We start from the raw sequence: 14632 nt of genomic DNA, 5'->3' as shown, positions 1-14632 counted from the left end.
ACCAAATAAGTGGACAATCGACACGAGAAACCGCAAAGAACACCTGGCGGCCACAAAACCCACGCACGGCCGGTCCGCATCCCGGGACGCACCGAAGATCTTTCGGCCGGAAGGACAGATTCCCGCAGAAGGTGCGGTCAGGATGTACCGACCTGCGGCGGTTCGGGGGTAACCCGTTATCCGATTTTGACATGACGAGCGCCCTGAATGCCTCAGTCCGAATGGCAAGATGCCGTAATCGCACGAGGTCGCGACACTCGAAGGCGTGTGTTCTCGTCGACCTAGGAAACCAAGGCTTCTGCCGACCTATCGGCGGGCGCCTGCCCCATCGGCAACTCCACCCATCCGCCGGAGGAACCCACCATGACCGCAAGCACCACCCGTCGTACGACCGCCACGCGCTCCCGGTTGGCCGCGGTCGCCTCGATCGCGGTCGCAGGCGCCCTGATTCTCACCGGCTGCGGTGACCAGACCGACAGCGGTGGCTCGGACGGCGATTCCACGCCGACGGTCGCGGCCCCGCTGGCCGACCAGCTGCCCAAGGAGATCCGTGACGCCGGCGTCATCAAGGTCGGCTCCGACATCGCGTACGCGCCGGTCGAGTTCAAGGACAGCTCCGGCAAGACGGTCGGCATCGATCCGGACATCGCAGCCGCCATGGGCAAGCAGCTCGGTGTGACGTTCGAGTTCGAGAACGGCACCTTCGACACCCTGATCACGGGTCTGCGATCCAACCGGTACGACATGGCCATGTCCGCCATGACCGACACCAAGGACCGCCAGGAGGGCATCGATTCCGAGACCGGCAAGAAGGTCGGTGAGGGCGTCGACTTCGTCGACTACTTCACGGCCGGTGTCTCGATCTACACCCAGAAGGGCAAGAACACCGACATCAAGACCTGGTCCGACCTGTGCGGCAAGAAGATCGTCGTGCAGCGCGGCACGGTCTCGGAGGACCTCGCCAAGTCCGAGGCGAAGAAGTGCACGGGCGGCAAGACGATCTCCATCGAGGCGTTCGACAACGACCAGCAGGCCCAGACCCGCCTGCGCGCGGGCGGCGCCGACGCCGGCTCCTCCGACTTCCCGGTGGCCGCGTACGCGGTGAAGACCTCCGGCGGCGGCAACGACTTCCAGCTGGTCGGCGAGCAGGTCGAGGCCGCTCCGTACGGCATCGCGGTCGCCAAGGACCAGACCCAGCTGCGGGACGCCCTGAAGGCCGCGCTGGACGCGATCATCGCGAACGGCGAGTACGACAAGATCATCCAGAAGTGGGGCGTCGCCGACGGCGCCGTCAAGGAAGCCATCGTCAACGGCGGCAAGTGACCGCGCGGTCTGCGGACACTGAAAGGCAACACCCGTGACTGACATCAAAAAGACGGACGGGCCGGCGGACACCCCGCCGGCCGGCCCGGAGGCGATCAAGGCCATCCCGGTCCGTCACTACGGACGGTACGTCTCCGCCGTCATCGCGATCGCGCTGCTCGTCGCGGTCATCTACGCGTTCTCCCAGGGCAAGATCAACTGGGGCACGATTCCGGACTACTTCTTCGACGACCGCGTCCTCGAAGGCGTGGGCAAGACGCTCCTGCTGACCGTCCTCTCCATGGCGATCGGCATCGTCGGCGGCATCGTGCTGTCGGTCATGCGCCTGTCGAAGAACCCGGTGACGTCGTCCATCGCCTGGTTCTACATCTGGTTCTTCCGCGGCACCCCGGTCCTGGTCCAGCTCATCGTCTGGTTCAACCTGGGCCTGGTCTTCGAGTACATCAACCTCGGGCCGTTCTACAAGGACGAGTGGTCGCAGTTCATGACCCCTCTCCTGACCGCGCTGCTCGGCCTCGGTCTCAACGAGGCCGCGTACATGGCGGAGATCTGCCGCGCGGGTCTGCTCTCGGTCGACGAGGGCCAGACCGAGGCGAGCCACGCGCTGGGCATGAGTCATGCCAAGACGCTGCGCCGGATCGTCATCCCGCAGGCGATGCGCGTGATCGTGCCGCCGACGGGCAACGAGGTCATCAACATGCTGAAGACGACCTCGCTGGTGTCGGTCGTCCAGTACTCCGAACTGCTCCGCGTCGCCCAGGACATCGGCCAGACGTCCGGCGCCCCCGCCGAGATGCTGTTCCTCGCCGCGGCCTGGTACCTGCTGCTGACCTCGATCTTCAGCGTCGGCCAGTACTACCTCGAGCGGTACTACGCCCGAGGCTCCAGCCGCAGTGTGCCGGCGACTCCGTTCCAGAAGATCAGGGCGAACCTGCTGTCCCTGTCGAACCGTTCGTCGTCGACGGGAGGTGCCGCATGACCGCCATGGTGAAGGCCGAAGGCGTCCACAAGTCCTTCGGGCTCGTGGAGGTGCTCAAGGGCATCAACCTGGAGGTGAAGTCCGGCGAGGTCTTCTGCCTCATCGGCCCCTCCGGCTCCGGCAAGTCGACCTTCCTGAGGTGCATCAACCACCTCGAGAAGATCAACGCCGGCCGACTGTCCGTCGACGGCGAGCTGGTCGGCTACCGCCAGAAGGGCGACAAGCTGTACGAGCTCAAGGACAGCGAGGTCGCGCTGAAGCGCCGGGACATCGGCATGGTGTTCCAGCGGTTCAACCTGTTCCCGCACATGACGGCGCTGGACAACATCATCGAGGCGCCGGTCCAGGTCAAGGGCGTCAGCAGGACGCAGGCGCGGGAGCGCGCGGGCGAGCTGCTGGAGCGTGTCGGCCTGGCCGACAAGGCCAAGAGCTACCCCTCGCAGCTCTCCGGCGGCCAGCAGCAGCGCGTCGCCATCGCCCGTGCCCTTGCGATGGACCCGAAGCTGATGCTCTTCGACGAGCCGACCTCGGCTCTCGACCCGGAGCTGGTCGGCGACGTCCTCGACGTCATGCGCGACCTGGCCGAGTCCGGCATGACGATGATCGTCGTCACCCACGAGATGGGCTTCGCCCGTGAGGTCGGCGACAGCCTGGTCTTCATGGACGACGGCGTGGTCGTGGAGTCGGGCGACCCGCGCGAGGTCCTGACCAACCCGCAGCACGAGCGGACGCAGGCGTTCCTGTCCAAGGTGCTCTGACAGCGCGACGGTAAAGGGGCGGTACGAGGATCTCGTACCGCCCCTTCGCCATGTGCTCGCCCTGCGGCAACAACCTTTCAGGACGCAGTGAAGGCGGTACGAATTTCTCGTACCGCCTCCGCGCCGTCGGCCGAGGACAGCGCCCCGCCCGCCTACTTCACCGCGAGCATCAGCGTGTCCGACGGCGAGCACCACACCGGCCGCGCCTCCCCGAAGCCCTTTTCGCGCAGCACGCGCGCGTGCCACTCGGCGGACGGCATGTCGCCGTCGGCGTGCTCGCCGTAGATCTCGAAGCGGCGGGCCGTCGGGCCGGCCAGCACCGGATCCTCACCGGCCAGCCGCCACCACTCGGCCCAGTCGAGGGCGCCCCGCGCCTTGGCCTGATCCATGCGGGCGTGGCGCTGCGCGCGCTCGGCGGCGTTGATCCGGGGCGTCGACTCGTCGATCATGTGGTCCGCGTTCATGAAGACACCGCCGTCGCGGACGAGCTCCGCGACCTGACCGTAGAGGGCCGCGAGGGGTTCACGGTGCAGCCAGTGCAGGGTCGTGGCGGTCAGGACGGCGTCGTAGGAGTCGTACGGCAGCTTCGCCTGCCAGTCGGGGTCCTTGAGGTCGGCGGGTACGAACGAGACCCGCGCGTCGCCCGCGAAGGTGCCCTCGGCGATCGCGAGGAGCGCCGGGTCGAGGTCGACTCCGGTGCTGGCGGCGTCGGGGAACCGGGCAAGCATCCGGGCCGTGATACTTCCCGTGCCGCACGCGAGATCGAGCACGCGCGGGGCGGGCCCGACGAGCGCCTCGACCATGTCGAGCATGATCCGGAAGCGTTCCTCGCGGTCGGGCATGTACCACTCCTGCTGCCGGTCCCAGCTCTCCTGCCAGGCGGACCAGTCGGCGGCCCTGGTGGTGGTGTCCGTATCCGTCATCGAGCCCCTCCGTTGCGCACATTACGTAATACCCTGGAAGTACGATCAGCTGTTACCCGACCGCACGACGACGATAGAACGCCTCCGTAAGGACTACAAGTGGAACTGGCCTATTACTCGGACTACGCCGTACGTCTCGTCAACAGCGAGGACCCGGCCCGGGGCAAGGACTCGCTGACCTCGGTCGAGGCCATCCGCGACCTGTTCGGCGTCAGCCAGGAGGCGGCCCGCCGCGCCACCGACGCCGACGTCACCCGCTTCCGCTCGGTGCGCGCGCGGCTGAGGGCGGTCTTCGAGGCGGCTGACGAGGGCGACGAGGCACTGGCGGTGAACCTGCTGAACTCGCTGCTGCTGGAGTTCCCGGTGAGCCCGCAGATCTCCGGCCACGACTTCCGGGACGACGACGGCCGCCCGCTGTGGCACATGCACCTGGCGGACCACCCGTCGAACGCGACCGCCGGCTACGCCGCCACCGCCGCGATGGGCCTCGCCTTCCACCTCACCGAGTACGGCGTGGACCGCCTGGGCCTGTGCGAGGCGGCGCCGTGCCGCAACGCCTACCTGGACACCTCCACCAACCGCTCCCGGCGCTACTGCTCGGACCGCTGCGCGACCCGCGCGAACGTGGCCGCCTACCGCGCCCGCAAGCGCCTGGAGGCCGACCGGTCGGCGAACAGCGGCCGCACGGCCGACAGCGCCCAGCGCGCCAGCGCGAACGGCGAGCGCTGATCCGGCTTGCGCGGCCGGTAGCGCAGCCGGACCCTGCCCAGGATCAGCTCGTCCGGTACGACCCCGTAGTCGGTGCTGTCACCCCCCGCGTACGCGTTGTCCCCGAGCACCCACCAGCCGCCCTCGCGGCGCTCCACGGCACGCTTGACGACGAGCAGGTCCTGCTGGAACGGATGCCGCAGCACGATGACGTCCCCCGGCCGGATCCGCCCCCGGTGCGAGACCACGAGCAGGTCGCCGTGATACAGCGTGGGCACCATCGACGGCCCGGTCACCTCGGCCCACCCGAAGGGCCGGTCCGCCCGCCCGCGCTCGGTCTCCTGCGACAACTCCGGCATCCCCGGCACCTCCCCAGTAGGGTCCTCCACCAGTCTCAGTCTCACCCCGGACTTTTGTCCTAAGCCCATGGGGGCACCCGCGAAAACCCGTCTTGCAGGGAGTAATGTCCCACCTGAGAAGACGATCACGAGGAAGGAATGCTCCATGCTTTCCCGCCTGTTTGCCCCCAAGGTCAAGGTCAGCGCACACTGCGACCTGCCCTGCGGTGTGTACGACCCGGCCCAGGCCCGCATCGAGGCGGAGTCGGTGAAGGCCGTGCAGGACAAGATGGCCGCCAACGACGACCCGCACTTCCAGGCGCGTGCCACCGTCATCAAGGAGCAGCGCGCCGAGCTCGCGAAGCACCACGTCTCGGTGCTCTGGAGCGACTACTTCAAGCCCCCGCACTTCGAGAAGTACCCGGAGCTGCACCAGCTGGTCAACGACGCCCTGAAGGCCCTCTCGGCCGCCAAGGCGTCCACCGACCCGGCCACCGGTCAGAAGGCTCTGGACTACATTGCCCAGATCGACAAGATCTTCTGGGAGACCAAGAAGGCCTGACCCAGGTCTCCTTGGCTTCTCGAAGGGGCCCGACCGGTTCGCCGGTGGGGCCCCTTCGTCATGCCCGGAACCGCCAATTACCGGTGAAAAGCACCAATTCGACGCTACGACGAACCCATGGTTCCGTGAATGCGCGGTGATTGTATTCACGCGCCCCCCAGTGGCCGCGGATCACCTCCGTCACGTAGCTTTTGGCACCTCCGCCCCTGCGGCCGACCCGCGGGGCGGGTGGCCCACGGGGGAAGGCGAACAACGCTCACGTCCCGTCTCGACCTGCGAGGTCGAGGCGTAGTCCGGCGTGCTCCGCGTCAGCGGGCGAGCGGGATCACATCACCCGGCGGCCTGTCCCCGCCGTATGGAATGTCGATCCCCTGGAGAATTCCCTTGCCCGAAACCCGTTGGCCACAAGGGGCCCATGTCCTGGGCAATCGGTCATCGGGCGACGATTCCCGTGACATCCCGGCGCGAATAGCCCTTCACCCCCGCCGCCCCCGTCTGTGGCCGGTGCCCCTGCTGTGGACCCTCGCCCTCGGCCTGTGGGGGCTGTCCCGGCAGCACAGCGTCTGGCGCGACGAGGCCGCCACCTGGCAGGTCGCCCGGCGCTCGGCCGGGGACATCTGGGACATGCTCGCGCAGGTCGACGCGGTGCACGGGCTCTACTACCTGCTGATGCACGCCGTCTTCGAAAGCTTCGGACCCGGCACCACCGCGCTGCGACTGCCCTCGGTACTGGCCATGGCGGTCGCGGCGGTCTGTGTCACCGAAATCGGTCGTCGGCTGGCGGGAGCCCGGGCGGGCCTGGCGGGCGGGCTGGTGTTCGGGCTGCTGCCCGCCGTGCAGTTCTACCTCCAGGAGGGACGCCCGTACGCGCTGGTCGCCGCGGGCGCCGGGATATCGACCCTGCTGCTGGTGACCGTGCTTCAGGGGCGCGGCCGAGCCGTGCACTGGCTCGCGTACGGGGGCACGGTCGCGGTGTGCGGGCTGCTGAACTGGCTGTCGCTGCTCGTCCTGCCCGCGCACCTGGCGACGCTGGTGTGGACGCGGGCCGGCCGGCCGACGTGGACGCGCTGGCTGGTGACCGCGGCCGCCGCCGTCACGGCCGTACTGCCGTTGATCCTGTTCAGCCGGCGCCAGTCCGAACAGGTCTCCTGGATCCCCTCGTTGACCTGGCACATGCTCATCGGCCCGGCGATCCTGCTGGCGCTCGGCGGTCTCGGGGCCCTGCTGGACCGGCCGCGCGCGGGACGGCTGTCGGTCGCGGCCGTCGGGCTGCCCCTGCTGGCGGTGCCCCAGCTCGGCCTCCTCGGGCTCTCCCTGGTCCGCCCGCTCTTCCTGGACCGCTACATCCTGTTCAGCATGCTGGGGCTGGCCCTGCTGATCGGTGCGGCGCTGGGTGCGGCGACCCGGGCGGCCGGACCCCGCCATCCGCGCGCGTCGGCGTGGCTCGTCCCGGTCCTGGTCGCCGTCGCGTTCGTGGCGCTGCTGCCGCAGTCGCTGGCCAAGCGCTCTCCGGAGAGCCGGGTGGACGACGTCCTGGCGGTGGCGGCGGACGTACGGCGGCTGAAGGAGCCCGGGGACGCCGTGGTCTTCATACCCGCTGCCCGGCGTGACACCGCCCTGGTCTCCCCCGACGACTTCGCCGGGCTGCGGGACGTGGCGCTGGCGCGAAGTCCTTTGGCCTCGCGGACGTTGAAGGGCGAGGAGGCGGATCCCGCCCGGATCCGGGCCGCGATGCTCACTCACGGGCGGATCCTGCTGGTCACCGACGTGCCCGAGGTGGCCCGGGCGGTGACGGCGAAACGCGACAAGGCGAAGACCGCGGTGCTGGAGGAGCACTTCAGGGTCGTGGCGGACGTACAGGTCCGCGGGCGGCGGGTGACGGTGTACGAGCGGGTCGGACCGGCGAGCTCGGCCACGACGCGGGCCCGCCGCTAGAAGGTGGCGCGTGGTTGGTAAGGGTCCTGCAAAGCAGGCGTGGTGACCGCTTTGCCCGCCGTACGGATATCGCCGCGCGCGACCGGGCCGGCGGTTCTACGATCACCGCATGAGCATCCGCTGGACCTACGCGTTCATCGACCGCCCCGCCGCGGACTTCGCCCGGGCCCACACCTTCTGGACCGCGGTGACGGACACCTGGCTATCCGATTTCCGTGGCGAGCAGGGCGAGTTCGTGACCCTGCTGCCGGGCGGCGGGGCGGACCCCTGTGTGAAGGCGCAGGGCGTCGACTCGGGTCCCGGCGGCGCGCATCTCGACTTCGCCGTGGACGACGTGGAGGAGTTCGTGGCGTCGGCGCTCCGGCGCGGCGCGGACCTCGCCGCCGAGCACGACGGGTGGGCCGTACTGCGCTCCCCCGCCGGGCAGTTGTTCTGTGCCGTGCCCTGGCAGGGGGAGTCGGTACGGCCACCCGTGGTGCGCGGCAGCCGGCTCGACCAGGTCTGCCTGGGCGTACCGCCGTCCGCGTTCGACGCCGAAGTCGCCTTCTGGGGCGGCCTGTTGGACGGCTGGCAGTCGGTGCCGGGCTCGCTCCCCGAGTTCCATGTGCTGAGGCCCCCGGCCGGGCTGCCGGTGCGCGTCCTGCTCCAACGGCTCGGCGAGGAGCGGCAGGGCCAAGAGCGCCCCACGGCTGGTGCCCACCTGGATCTGGCCTGCGCGGACATCCCGGCGACCCGCGCCCGGCACGAGGAGCTCGGCGCGACCTTCGTGGCCCAGGGTGCCCACTGGACGGTGATGCGCGACCCGGCGGGTGGGACGTACTGCCTGACGGGACGGGATCCGGAGACGGGCGGGCTGCCCGGCTAACGGGTCCTGACGAAGCAGAGCGTCTGGCCGTATCCATCGGGCGTGGCGCTCGCACACGCCGACTCCCAGCCCTCCGGAAGCGCCGGCGTCGGATCGGCGTTCTCCCAGCGGTAGGGCCCCGGCGGCTCCGCCGAGTCCTCCAGCCACCACGTCACTGCGCCCGCCACCGCCACGACGATCACCCACACCACCACGACCCACCGCCACAACCGGCGGCGTCCCGTCACCCCCACACCTCCACGTCCACGACCGCGTCCACCGGAATCGGCCCGTACACATGCGGGAACTCCTCGCCCCCGGGCTCCGGCGCCTCGTACTTCAGCGGCACATCCAGCCGCGCGGGGTCCACGACGAGGACGACCAGCTCGTCGGGGCCGTCGTAGGAGCCGTACAGGAAGGCGGCCACGGCAGGGAGTTGGGCGCGGGTCGAGCAGTGGATGAAGCCCTCCTCCCGGAGCGTGCGGCCGCGCGTGGACATCTCGTACGTGCCGCGCTCGCGGGCCGCGTCCCACAGGGAGCGTTCGGTGAGGTGGAGGATGTACGTGCGTTCGACCATGGGGCGAGATTACGGCCTCAGCCGTGCCGCCCGCGCGTGCAGATAGCGCTGTTCGGGCAGGCTCAGTGTCTTGGCGGCCGCGGCCTCGTAGGCGGCGCGGGCCTCGTCAGGGGCGCCGGCCCGCTCCAGGAGGTGCCCCCGGACCGCGTCCAGGCGGTGTCCGGCACCCAACTCGTCCTCCAGCTGCGCCAGTTCGGCAAGTCCGGCACGCGGCCCCTGGACCATGGCGACGGCGACCGCGCGGTTGAGGCGCTCGACGGGCCCGGGGACGAGTCGTAGCAGGACGTCGTAGAGGCCGAGGATCTCCCGCCAGTCGGTCCTGGCCGCGCAGGGCGCCTCGTCGTGCACGGCGGCGATGGCGGCGCGCAGCTGGTACGGGCCGGCGGGCCCCCGGGACAGAGCCCGGGTGACCAGGGCGACGCCCTCGTCGATCGCCGCCTTGTCCCAGCGGTCGCGGTCCTGTTCGTCGAGCGGGACGAGCTCGCCGTGCGGGCCGGTGCGCGCGTCGCGGCGGGCGTCGGTGAGCAGCATCAGGGCGAGCAGGCCGGCCACCTCGCCGTGGTCCGGGAGGAGGCGGTGGACCTCGCGGGTCAGCCGGATCGCCTCGCCGGCGAGTTCGCGGCGCTGGAGGTTCGTGCCCGAGGTGGCCGTATAGCCCTCGTTGAAGATCAGGTACAGGGTCTGCAGGACCGCGGGCAGACGCTCGTCCCAGTGGTCGGGCCGCCCGAAGCGCACCCCGCGCACCTTCTGCTTGGCCCGGCTGATGCGCTGGGCCATCGTGGCCTCGGGGACCAGGTACGCGCGGGCGATCTCCGCCGTGGTCAGACCGCCGACGGCACGGAGGGTGAGGGCGATCTGGGCGGGCGGGGTCAGGTTCGGATGGCAGCTGAGGAAGAGCAGGGTGAGGGTGTCGTCCTCGCGGGGAGCGCGGTCCGCACCCGGCGGCGGGGCCGTGAAGGCGTCCCGTGGCGAGAGCGCCGCGACCTTCTCCTCCCGGGCCCGGCGTGCCTCCTCCGCACGCAGGGTGTCGGTCAGCCGGCGTGCGCCGACCCTGATCAGCCAACCGCGCGGGTTGTCCGGGACGCCGGTGCGCGGCCACTGCTCGGCCGCGGCGAGCAGCGCTTCCTGTACGGCGTCCTCGGCGCTGTCGAAGTGGCCGTACCGCCTGACCAGCGCGCCGAGGACCTGCGGCGCGTGGCGGCGCAGCAGGTCCTCGGTCTCGGGTGTGGCGCTCATGTACGGCTCGGTGCGCGACGTGTCGTACGGCTCAGCCGATGTCTTCCGGGGCCTCGCCGATGGCCCGGATCACCACCGGGTACAGGGGGGCGCCGGCGGGCTGGGGGCACTGGAGGACGCGCTCGGCGATCTCGGTGACCCGCTCCAGGCTCGCGCAGTCCAGCACCCAGTAGCCGGCCAGCAATTCCTTGGTCTCGCTGTACGGCCCGTCGGTGATCACGGCCTTGCCGTCGTCGCCCAGGGTGACGTGCCGCGTCTTCGCGGGTTCGGCCAGCCCCTGTGCGTCGATCATCTCGCCGGTCTCGGCGAGGTCGTTGTTGATGGCCCCCATCCAGGCGAACATCGCCTGGATGTCCTCCTGGGTCCAGGCCACGGAGCCCGGGGACCCCTTGCCCTGCATCGCGTCGTAGTCCGCCTGCGTGCCCTGCACCATGACCAGGTACTTCATCAGTCCGCTCCTTCTACTTCCGTCGGCTCGGGCCACCCTCGGTGGGCGGCTCTCACAGGGGACGTCGGAGCCGGGCCGGGATTCTCGACAGGGGGTTCAGGAATTTTTCGCGGTGGGTGTATCGGGCTGCTCGGGCTGCTCCTCGTGCCCGGCGCCCTCCTCGGCGAAGGCCGCGCAGTCGGGGTTCCGGCACGGGCCGCCCACCCAGGTGGGGACCCACGCGCCCAGCGTCTTGTGGCGTTTGACGACCGTGTCGACGGGCTGTCCGCAGTCGGGACAGACGTGCTCTTGGCTGCCCATGCCCTCAGAGTAGGGCGCCGGACCGCTCAGCGCTTCCTGCTGTACGTACGAACCACGGCGCCGTTGCCGAACGAGCGCACCTCGCCGAGGGTGAACTCCGTGACGGCGAAGTCCGAGCCGAACATCGGCATGCCCGTGCCGTACACGATGGGGTAGGTCTTGATGACGAGCTCGTCGATCTCGTCGAACAGCGCGCCGGCGAGCTGCGAACCGCCGCACAGGTAGATGCCCAGCTCGCCCTCCTCGGCCTTGAGGTCGCGGACCTTGCCGACCACGTCCGCCGCGACGATCTCGACCTGCGGGTCGGGCGACTCGGTCAGCGTGCGCGAGGCTACGTACTGGCGCATATGGGCGTAGGGGCTGGTGACACCCTCCTTCAGGGCCAGGTCGTAGCTGGACCTGCCCTGGATGATGGTGTCGAACAGCCTGTTCTCCAGGTCGTCGAAGCCGAGGGCCCGGCGACCGGGCGTCGACATGGTCTCCGGGTGCTCCGTCTTGAGGAACTCCAGGAACTCCGCGTCGACGAAGGGGTACATCGCCGTGGCATCGCCGCTCGGGTCCCCGATGAACCCGTCGATCGAGCACGCGATGAAGTAGGTGAGCTTTCGCAAGCCGGTCTCTTTTCGTAGGGTGACGAACAACCACTCCGGTTGTAGTGCTCCAGTTGTAGTACTTCGCTTGTAGTGGTTGCAAGGTATTTACGGGTGCGTTTACGGGACCGGGGAAAGTGAGAGAGGGGATTCCGAATGGCGGGCAATCCGGAGCGCCGGGCCGCCCTCGTCGACGCGGGCGTCGAGGTGCTGGCTCGTGAAGGGGCGCGCGGGCTGACCTTCCGCGCGGTGGACGCCGAGGCGGGGGTGCCGGTCGGCACCTCCTCCAACTACTTCACCGGGCGCGACGAACTGCTCCGCCAGATCGACGCCCGGCTGCATGTACGGCTCGCGCCCGACCCGGAGGTGATCGCCGGGCTGCTGACCCGGCCGAAGGACCGCGCACTGGTCACCGCCTTCATGCACGACCTGATGGCCCGCGCCACCCGAGACCGCACGGGCTACCTGGCCATGATGGAGATGCGCCTGGAGGCCTCCCGTCGCCCCGAGCTCCGCTCCTCCTTCACCAAGTCGGTGCGCGGCGACCTGGACGAGGCCATCGAGTTCCATCGCGCCGCCGGGCTGCCCGGCGGCGACGAGGTCGTCACCGTGCTCTATCTCGCGATGCTGGGGCTGCTCCTGGAGCACCTGACGCTGCCGGACGTACTGGACGGCGTGCTGCCCGGGGTGAGCGTGCCGGACGGGCTGGTGGAGCGGATCGCGGCGACGATCGTGCCGGACCGGTAGGGGCAGGGGTCGGGGAGAGGGGCTGCGCTCAGCTGCGCGGCTCGCGCCACATCGGCCACATCCGGGGGCCGTCCGGGAGGTCGAGGGGGCGGCCCTTGAGCTCGAAGCCGAGCCGCTCGTACAGATGCCGGCTGCGGGCGCTGCTCGCCTCCAGGTAGGCGGCCACGCCCTCCTCGTCGCAGCGGTCGAGGACCGAGGCGATGAGCGCGCTGCCGAGACCCTCGCCCTGCCGCCCGGGCGCGGTGCCGATCATCCACAGGTACTCGTGGGCCTCGCCCTCCGGGTGGATGGCGGCCGTCAGCCGGCCTATCTGCTCGACGCGCTCGTTCTCCGGATCGACGGCTGCACGCAGCCGGGCCGGGCCTTCTTCGTCCTGACCGTGCGCCTCGGCCGGCACGGACATCCACAGCGCGCACGCGCTGCCGTCCTCGGTGACGTCGACACGGCCATGGGCGAGCACGATGTCGGTGAACGCCGCCATCAACTTGTGGTGGGTGGTACGGCGATGCTCCTCGCCCGGGAAGACCCAGCCGCTGACCGGATCGTCCTGGAAGGCCGCGTCCAGCAGCCGCACCAACAGCTCCCGGTCCTCCTCGCCCGCCGACCGGATCGCGACGCCCATGATGTGTACCCGCCCCTTCGTCTCAACCGGCCTTGATCGTAGGACGGATGACGTGGACACGGCGTCCGCGCAGCCATTTTGTCGAGATCCGGGCGGTGCAAGGAATCGGGCGGGGTACCCGTCGGGATCCGGCGGGCTACCCGTCGAGATCCAGCCGGTACGCGTCGGGGTCTGGGCGGCACGCGTCGGTATCCGGGCGGCACCCGTCGAGATCCGGGCGGCACCCGTCGAGATCCGGGCGGCACCCGTCGAGATCCGGGCGGCACCCGTCGAGATCCGGGCGGCACCCGTCGGGATCCGGCGCCGGTGCACAAGGGCGGGCCCCGCACACCGTGGGGATGTGCGGGACCCGTCGGTCCGGAGCCGCCGGCGGGCCGTACGGGGTCAGGAACCGTACGGCCCCGGAGCTCCGGAGTCTCTACGACCGTCGGCCGCCGCCCACCGTCTCGCGTGGTACGTCGGGCGGCTGCCGATGCCCTCAGTTGCTGCGCCGCGTCACGAACTCGGCCAGGGCGAGCAGTCCGCCCGCGTCCTCCGGTTCGGGCACCGCGCGGACCAGCGCCTGCATGGCGCGGGCCATCCGGTCGGCGGCCTGGGCCTGCGCCCAGTCACGACCACCCGCCTGCTCGACGGCGAGCGCCGTGCGCTGCAGGTCCTCCTTGTCGTAGGGCCTCTCGTACAGCGCTGCCAGCTCTGCCGCCGCCGGACCGCCGGAGGTCAGCGCGGCAACCACCGGCAGGGACTTCTTGCGGGCGGCGAGGTCCGAACCGGCCGGCTTGCCGGTGTGGCTCGGGTCGCCCCATATACCGATCACGTCGTCGATGAGCTGGAAGGCGAGCCCGGCCTCACGGCCGAACGCGTCCAGCGCCGCCACATCCTCCTGCGCCGCGCCCGCGTACAGCGCACCGACGGCACAGGCGCACCCGAGCAGCGCACCGGTCTTGGCCTCGGCCATGGCGAGCACCTCGTCGAGCCCGACCTCGCCCGGGCCGCGCCGCTCCAGCGCCGTGTCCGCGTGCTGTCCCGCGCACAGCTCGACGACGCAGTCCGCGAGCCGGGCCGCCGCCGCGGCGGACGCCGGGTGCGGATCCTCGGCCAGCAGCCGCAGGGCCAGTGCCTGGAGCGCGTCACCGGCGAGGATCGCGTCGGGCTCACCGAACACGGCCCATGCGGTGGGCCGGTGCCGACGGGTGGTGTCCTGGTCCATCACGTCGTCGTGCAGCAAGGTGAAGTTGTGGACCAGCTCCACCGCGACCGCCACCGGTACGGCCGCCGCCCGTGCCCCCGGTCCGCCGAGCGCGGCGGCCGCCGTGAGGACGAGGGCGGGACGGATCGCCTTGCCCGCGTTGCCCGCCGCCGGAGTGCCGTCCGGGTGTGCCCAGCCGAAGTGGTAGAGCGCGATCCGGCGCATGGAGGGTGGCAGCGACTCGATCGCGGCGCGCAGTTCGGGGTCGACCGAGGCCCGCGCACGCTCCAGGATCACCGCCGCCTCGGGGCCGTCGAGCGGACCCGGCGTGCCGTCCCCTTCGGTCGCGATGGGCCCCCGCCCTTCGAGCGTCTCGGTGGACGGCCGCGCCCCGGCGGGGCGTTGCTGCGTCTCCGTCATGAACTCACCCATGGCATCGCCTCGGAGAGTCGGCGGACAGTGGCACTTCCGCTACGGCTGGGCGCCTACCCCGAAGGTCTACCCACGCGAAGGACACGGGACACGGCGCGACTCCGACGAGAGTGCCGGCGAAGCC

General features: G+C 70.5%; 18 protein-coding genes. 8 read left to right on the top strand and 10 right to left on the bottom strand.

Annotated features, from left to right (window positions below):
- Positions 1-363 precede the first annotated feature (363 nt).
- The 3 genes from OG254_RS32660 to OG254_RS32650 are packed head-to-tail and all read left to right on the top strand — an operon-like array spanning position 364 to position 3060.
- Positions 364-1323, top strand: coding sequence for an ABC transporter substrate-binding protein (locus tag OG254_RS32660; protein WP_405588890.1), 960 nt, complete (start codon positions 364-366; stop codon positions 1321-1323).
- Positions 1324-1357: 34 nt separating this feature from the next.
- Entirely contained in the window at positions 1358-2302 is a 945-nt protein-coding gene (locus OG254_RS32655; RefSeq protein WP_405588887.1) for an amino acid ABC transporter permease, read from the top strand.
- A complete protein-coding gene (locus tag OG254_RS32650) occupies positions 2299-3060 on the top strand; it encodes an amino acid ABC transporter ATP-binding protein (RefSeq protein ID WP_405588884.1) in 762 nt (253 codons plus the stop codon). The genes OG254_RS32655 and OG254_RS32650 overlap by 4 nt, the downstream gene beginning before the upstream one ends.
- Before the next feature lie 152 nt (positions 3061-3212).
- Here OG254_RS32650 and OG254_RS32645 read toward each other — a convergent pair whose 3' ends face one another.
- On the bottom strand, positions 3213-3983 hold the full coding sequence (locus tag OG254_RS32645) for a class I SAM-dependent methyltransferase (RefSeq protein WP_405588881.1): 771 nt from the start codon (positions 3981-3983) through the stop codon (positions 3213-3215).
- A gap of 99 nt (positions 3984-4082) precedes the next feature.
- Here OG254_RS32645 and OG254_RS32640 point away from each other — a divergent pair, with 99 nt between their 5' ends.
- Positions 4083-4712, top strand: coding sequence for a CGNR zinc finger domain-containing protein (locus OG254_RS32640; protein ID WP_351192104.1), 630 nt, complete (start codon positions 4083-4085; stop codon positions 4710-4712).
- On the opposite strand, the gene sodX is transcribed toward OG254_RS32640, so the two are convergent.
- Positions 4616-5050 (bottom strand): nickel-type superoxide dismutase maturation protease, encoded by a 435-nt coding sequence (sodX, locus tag OG254_RS32635; RefSeq protein WP_405588877.1) that lies wholly within the window; start codon positions 5048-5050, stop codon positions 4616-4618. The two genes, OG254_RS32640 and sodX, sit on opposite strands and share 97 nt — an antisense overlap.
- A gap of 145 nt (positions 5051-5195) precedes the next feature.
- Here sodX and sodN point away from each other — a divergent pair, with 145 nt between their 5' ends.
- The 3 genes from sodN (at position 5196) to OG254_RS32620 (ending at position 8391) form a co-directional block, all read left to right on the top strand.
- Positions 5196-5591, top strand: a complete 396-nt coding sequence (sodN, locus tag OG254_RS32630) for a superoxide dismutase, Ni (RefSeq protein WP_005480378.1) — start codon at positions 5196-5198, stop codon at positions 5589-5591.
- Between the two features lie 510 nt (positions 5592-6101).
- Entirely contained in the window at positions 6102-7526 is a 1425-nt protein-coding gene (locus tag OG254_RS32625; protein ID WP_405595308.1) for a glycosyltransferase family 39 protein, read from the top strand.
- Between the two features lie 109 nt (positions 7527-7635).
- Complete coding sequence (locus OG254_RS32620; protein WP_405588873.1) at positions 7636-8391, top strand: VOC family protein; 756 nt, start codon at positions 7636-7638, stop codon at positions 8389-8391.
- On the opposite strand, the gene OG254_RS32615 is transcribed toward OG254_RS32620, so the two are convergent.
- From OG254_RS32615 to OG254_RS32590, 6 genes are all read right to left on the bottom strand, one after another.
- Positions 8388-8618 (bottom strand): hypothetical protein, encoded by a 231-nt coding sequence (locus OG254_RS32615; protein WP_405588870.1) that lies wholly within the window; start codon positions 8616-8618, stop codon positions 8388-8390. The genes OG254_RS32620 and OG254_RS32615 overlap by 4 nt on opposite strands.
- Complete coding sequence (locus OG254_RS32610; protein ID WP_405588868.1) at positions 8615-8947, bottom strand: DUF952 domain-containing protein; 333 nt, start codon at positions 8945-8947, stop codon at positions 8615-8617. The genes OG254_RS32615 and OG254_RS32610 overlap by 4 nt, the downstream gene beginning before the upstream one ends.
- A gap of 9 nt (positions 8948-8956) precedes the next feature.
- The gene (locus tag OG254_RS32605) at positions 8957-10183 is read right to left on the bottom strand and encodes an RNA polymerase sigma factor (protein WP_405588865.1); all 1227 of its coding nucleotides are present in this window, start codon (positions 10181-10183) and stop codon (positions 8957-8959) included.
- Positions 10184-10214: 31 nt separating this feature from the next.
- Entirely contained in the window at positions 10215-10631 is a 417-nt protein-coding gene (locus tag OG254_RS32600; protein ID WP_405588862.1) for a YciI family protein, read from the bottom strand.
- 96 nt (positions 10632-10727) lie between these two features.
- A complete protein-coding gene (locus OG254_RS32595) occupies positions 10728-10931 on the bottom strand; it encodes a hypothetical protein (RefSeq protein ID WP_405588860.1) in 204 nt (67 codons plus the stop codon).
- Positions 10932-10957: 26 nt separating this feature from the next.
- On the bottom strand, positions 10958-11542 hold the full coding sequence (locus OG254_RS32590) for a dihydrofolate reductase family protein (RefSeq protein ID WP_405588857.1): 585 nt from the start codon (positions 11540-11542) through the stop codon (positions 10958-10960).
- 135 nt (positions 11543-11677) lie between these two features.
- Here OG254_RS32590 and OG254_RS32585 point away from each other — a divergent pair, with 135 nt between their 5' ends.
- On the top strand, positions 11678-12268 hold the full coding sequence (locus OG254_RS32585) for a TetR/AcrR family transcriptional regulator (protein WP_405588854.1): 591 nt from the start codon (positions 11678-11680) through the stop codon (positions 12266-12268).
- A gap of 28 nt (positions 12269-12296) precedes the next feature.
- Here the strand turns inward: OG254_RS32585 and OG254_RS32580 are convergent, their stop codons facing one another.
- Together OG254_RS32580 and OG254_RS32575 are read right to left on the bottom strand one after the other, a co-directional pair.
- Positions 12297-12890: a GNAT family N-acetyltransferase gene (locus OG254_RS32580; protein ID WP_405588852.1), complete on the bottom strand. Its 594-nt coding sequence runs from the start codon at positions 12888-12890 to the stop codon at positions 12297-12299.
- 478 nt (positions 12891-13368) lie between these two features.
- Entirely contained in the window at positions 13369-14496 is a 1128-nt protein-coding gene (locus OG254_RS32575) for a family 2 encapsulin nanocompartment cargo protein polyprenyl transferase (protein WP_405588849.1), read from the bottom strand.
- Positions 14497-14632: the final 136 nt, after the last annotated feature.

The organism is Streptomyces sp. NBC_01092 (genome assembly GCF_045039535.1).
Lineage (GTDB): Bacteria > Actinomycetota > Actinomycetes > Streptomycetales > Streptomycetaceae > Streptomyces.
This window is presented reverse-complemented; position numbering and strand designations above follow the sequence as displayed.

Bases quoted from the DNA above. Each gene is read 5' to 3' on its own strand.
- OG254_RS32660 (WP_405588890.1), top strand. From the start codon at position 364: ATGACCGCAAGCACCACCCGTCGTACGACCGCCACGCGCTCCCGGTTG.
- OG254_RS32580 (WP_405588852.1), bottom strand. From the start codon at position 12,890: ATGGGCGTCGCGATCCGGTCGGCGGGCGAGGAGGACCGGGAGCTGTTG.
- OG254_RS32650 (WP_405588884.1), top strand. From the start codon at position 2,299: ATGACCGCCATGGTGAAGGCCGAAGGCGTCCACAAGTCCTTCGGGCTC.
- OG254_RS32575 (WP_405588849.1), bottom strand. From the start codon at position 14,496: ATGACGGAGACGCAGCAACGCCCCGCCGGGGCGCGGCCGTCCACCGAG.
- OG254_RS32600 (WP_405588862.1), bottom strand. From the start codon at position 10,631: ATGAAGTACCTGGTCATGGTGCAGGGCACGCAGGCGGACTACGACGCG.
- OG254_RS32585 (WP_405588854.1), top strand. From the start codon at position 11,678: ATGGCGGGCAATCCGGAGCGCCGGGCCGCCCTCGTCGACGCGGGCGTC.
- sodN (WP_005480378.1), top strand. From the start codon at position 5,196: ATGCTTTCCCGCCTGTTTGCCCCCAAGGTCAAGGTCAGCGCACACTGC.
- sodX (WP_405588877.1), bottom strand. From the start codon at position 5,050: ATGCCGGAGTTGTCGCAGGAGACCGAGCGCGGGCGGGCGGACCGGCCC.
- OG254_RS32595 (WP_405588860.1), bottom strand. From the start codon at position 10,931: ATGGGCAGCCAAGAGCACGTCTGTCCCGACTGCGGACAGCCCGTCGAC.
- OG254_RS32610 (WP_405588868.1), bottom strand. From the start codon at position 8,947: ATGGTCGAACGCACGTACATCCTCCACCTCACCGAACGCTCCCTGTGG.
- OG254_RS32605 (WP_405588865.1), bottom strand. From the start codon at position 10,183: ATGAGCGCCACACCCGAGACCGAGGACCTGCTGCGCCGCCACGCGCCG.
- OG254_RS32645 (WP_405588881.1), bottom strand. From the start codon at position 3,983: ATGACGGATACGGACACCACCACCAGGGCCGCCGACTGGTCCGCCTGG.
- OG254_RS32620 (WP_405588873.1), top strand. From the start codon at position 7,636: ATGAGCATCCGCTGGACCTACGCGTTCATCGACCGCCCCGCCGCGGAC.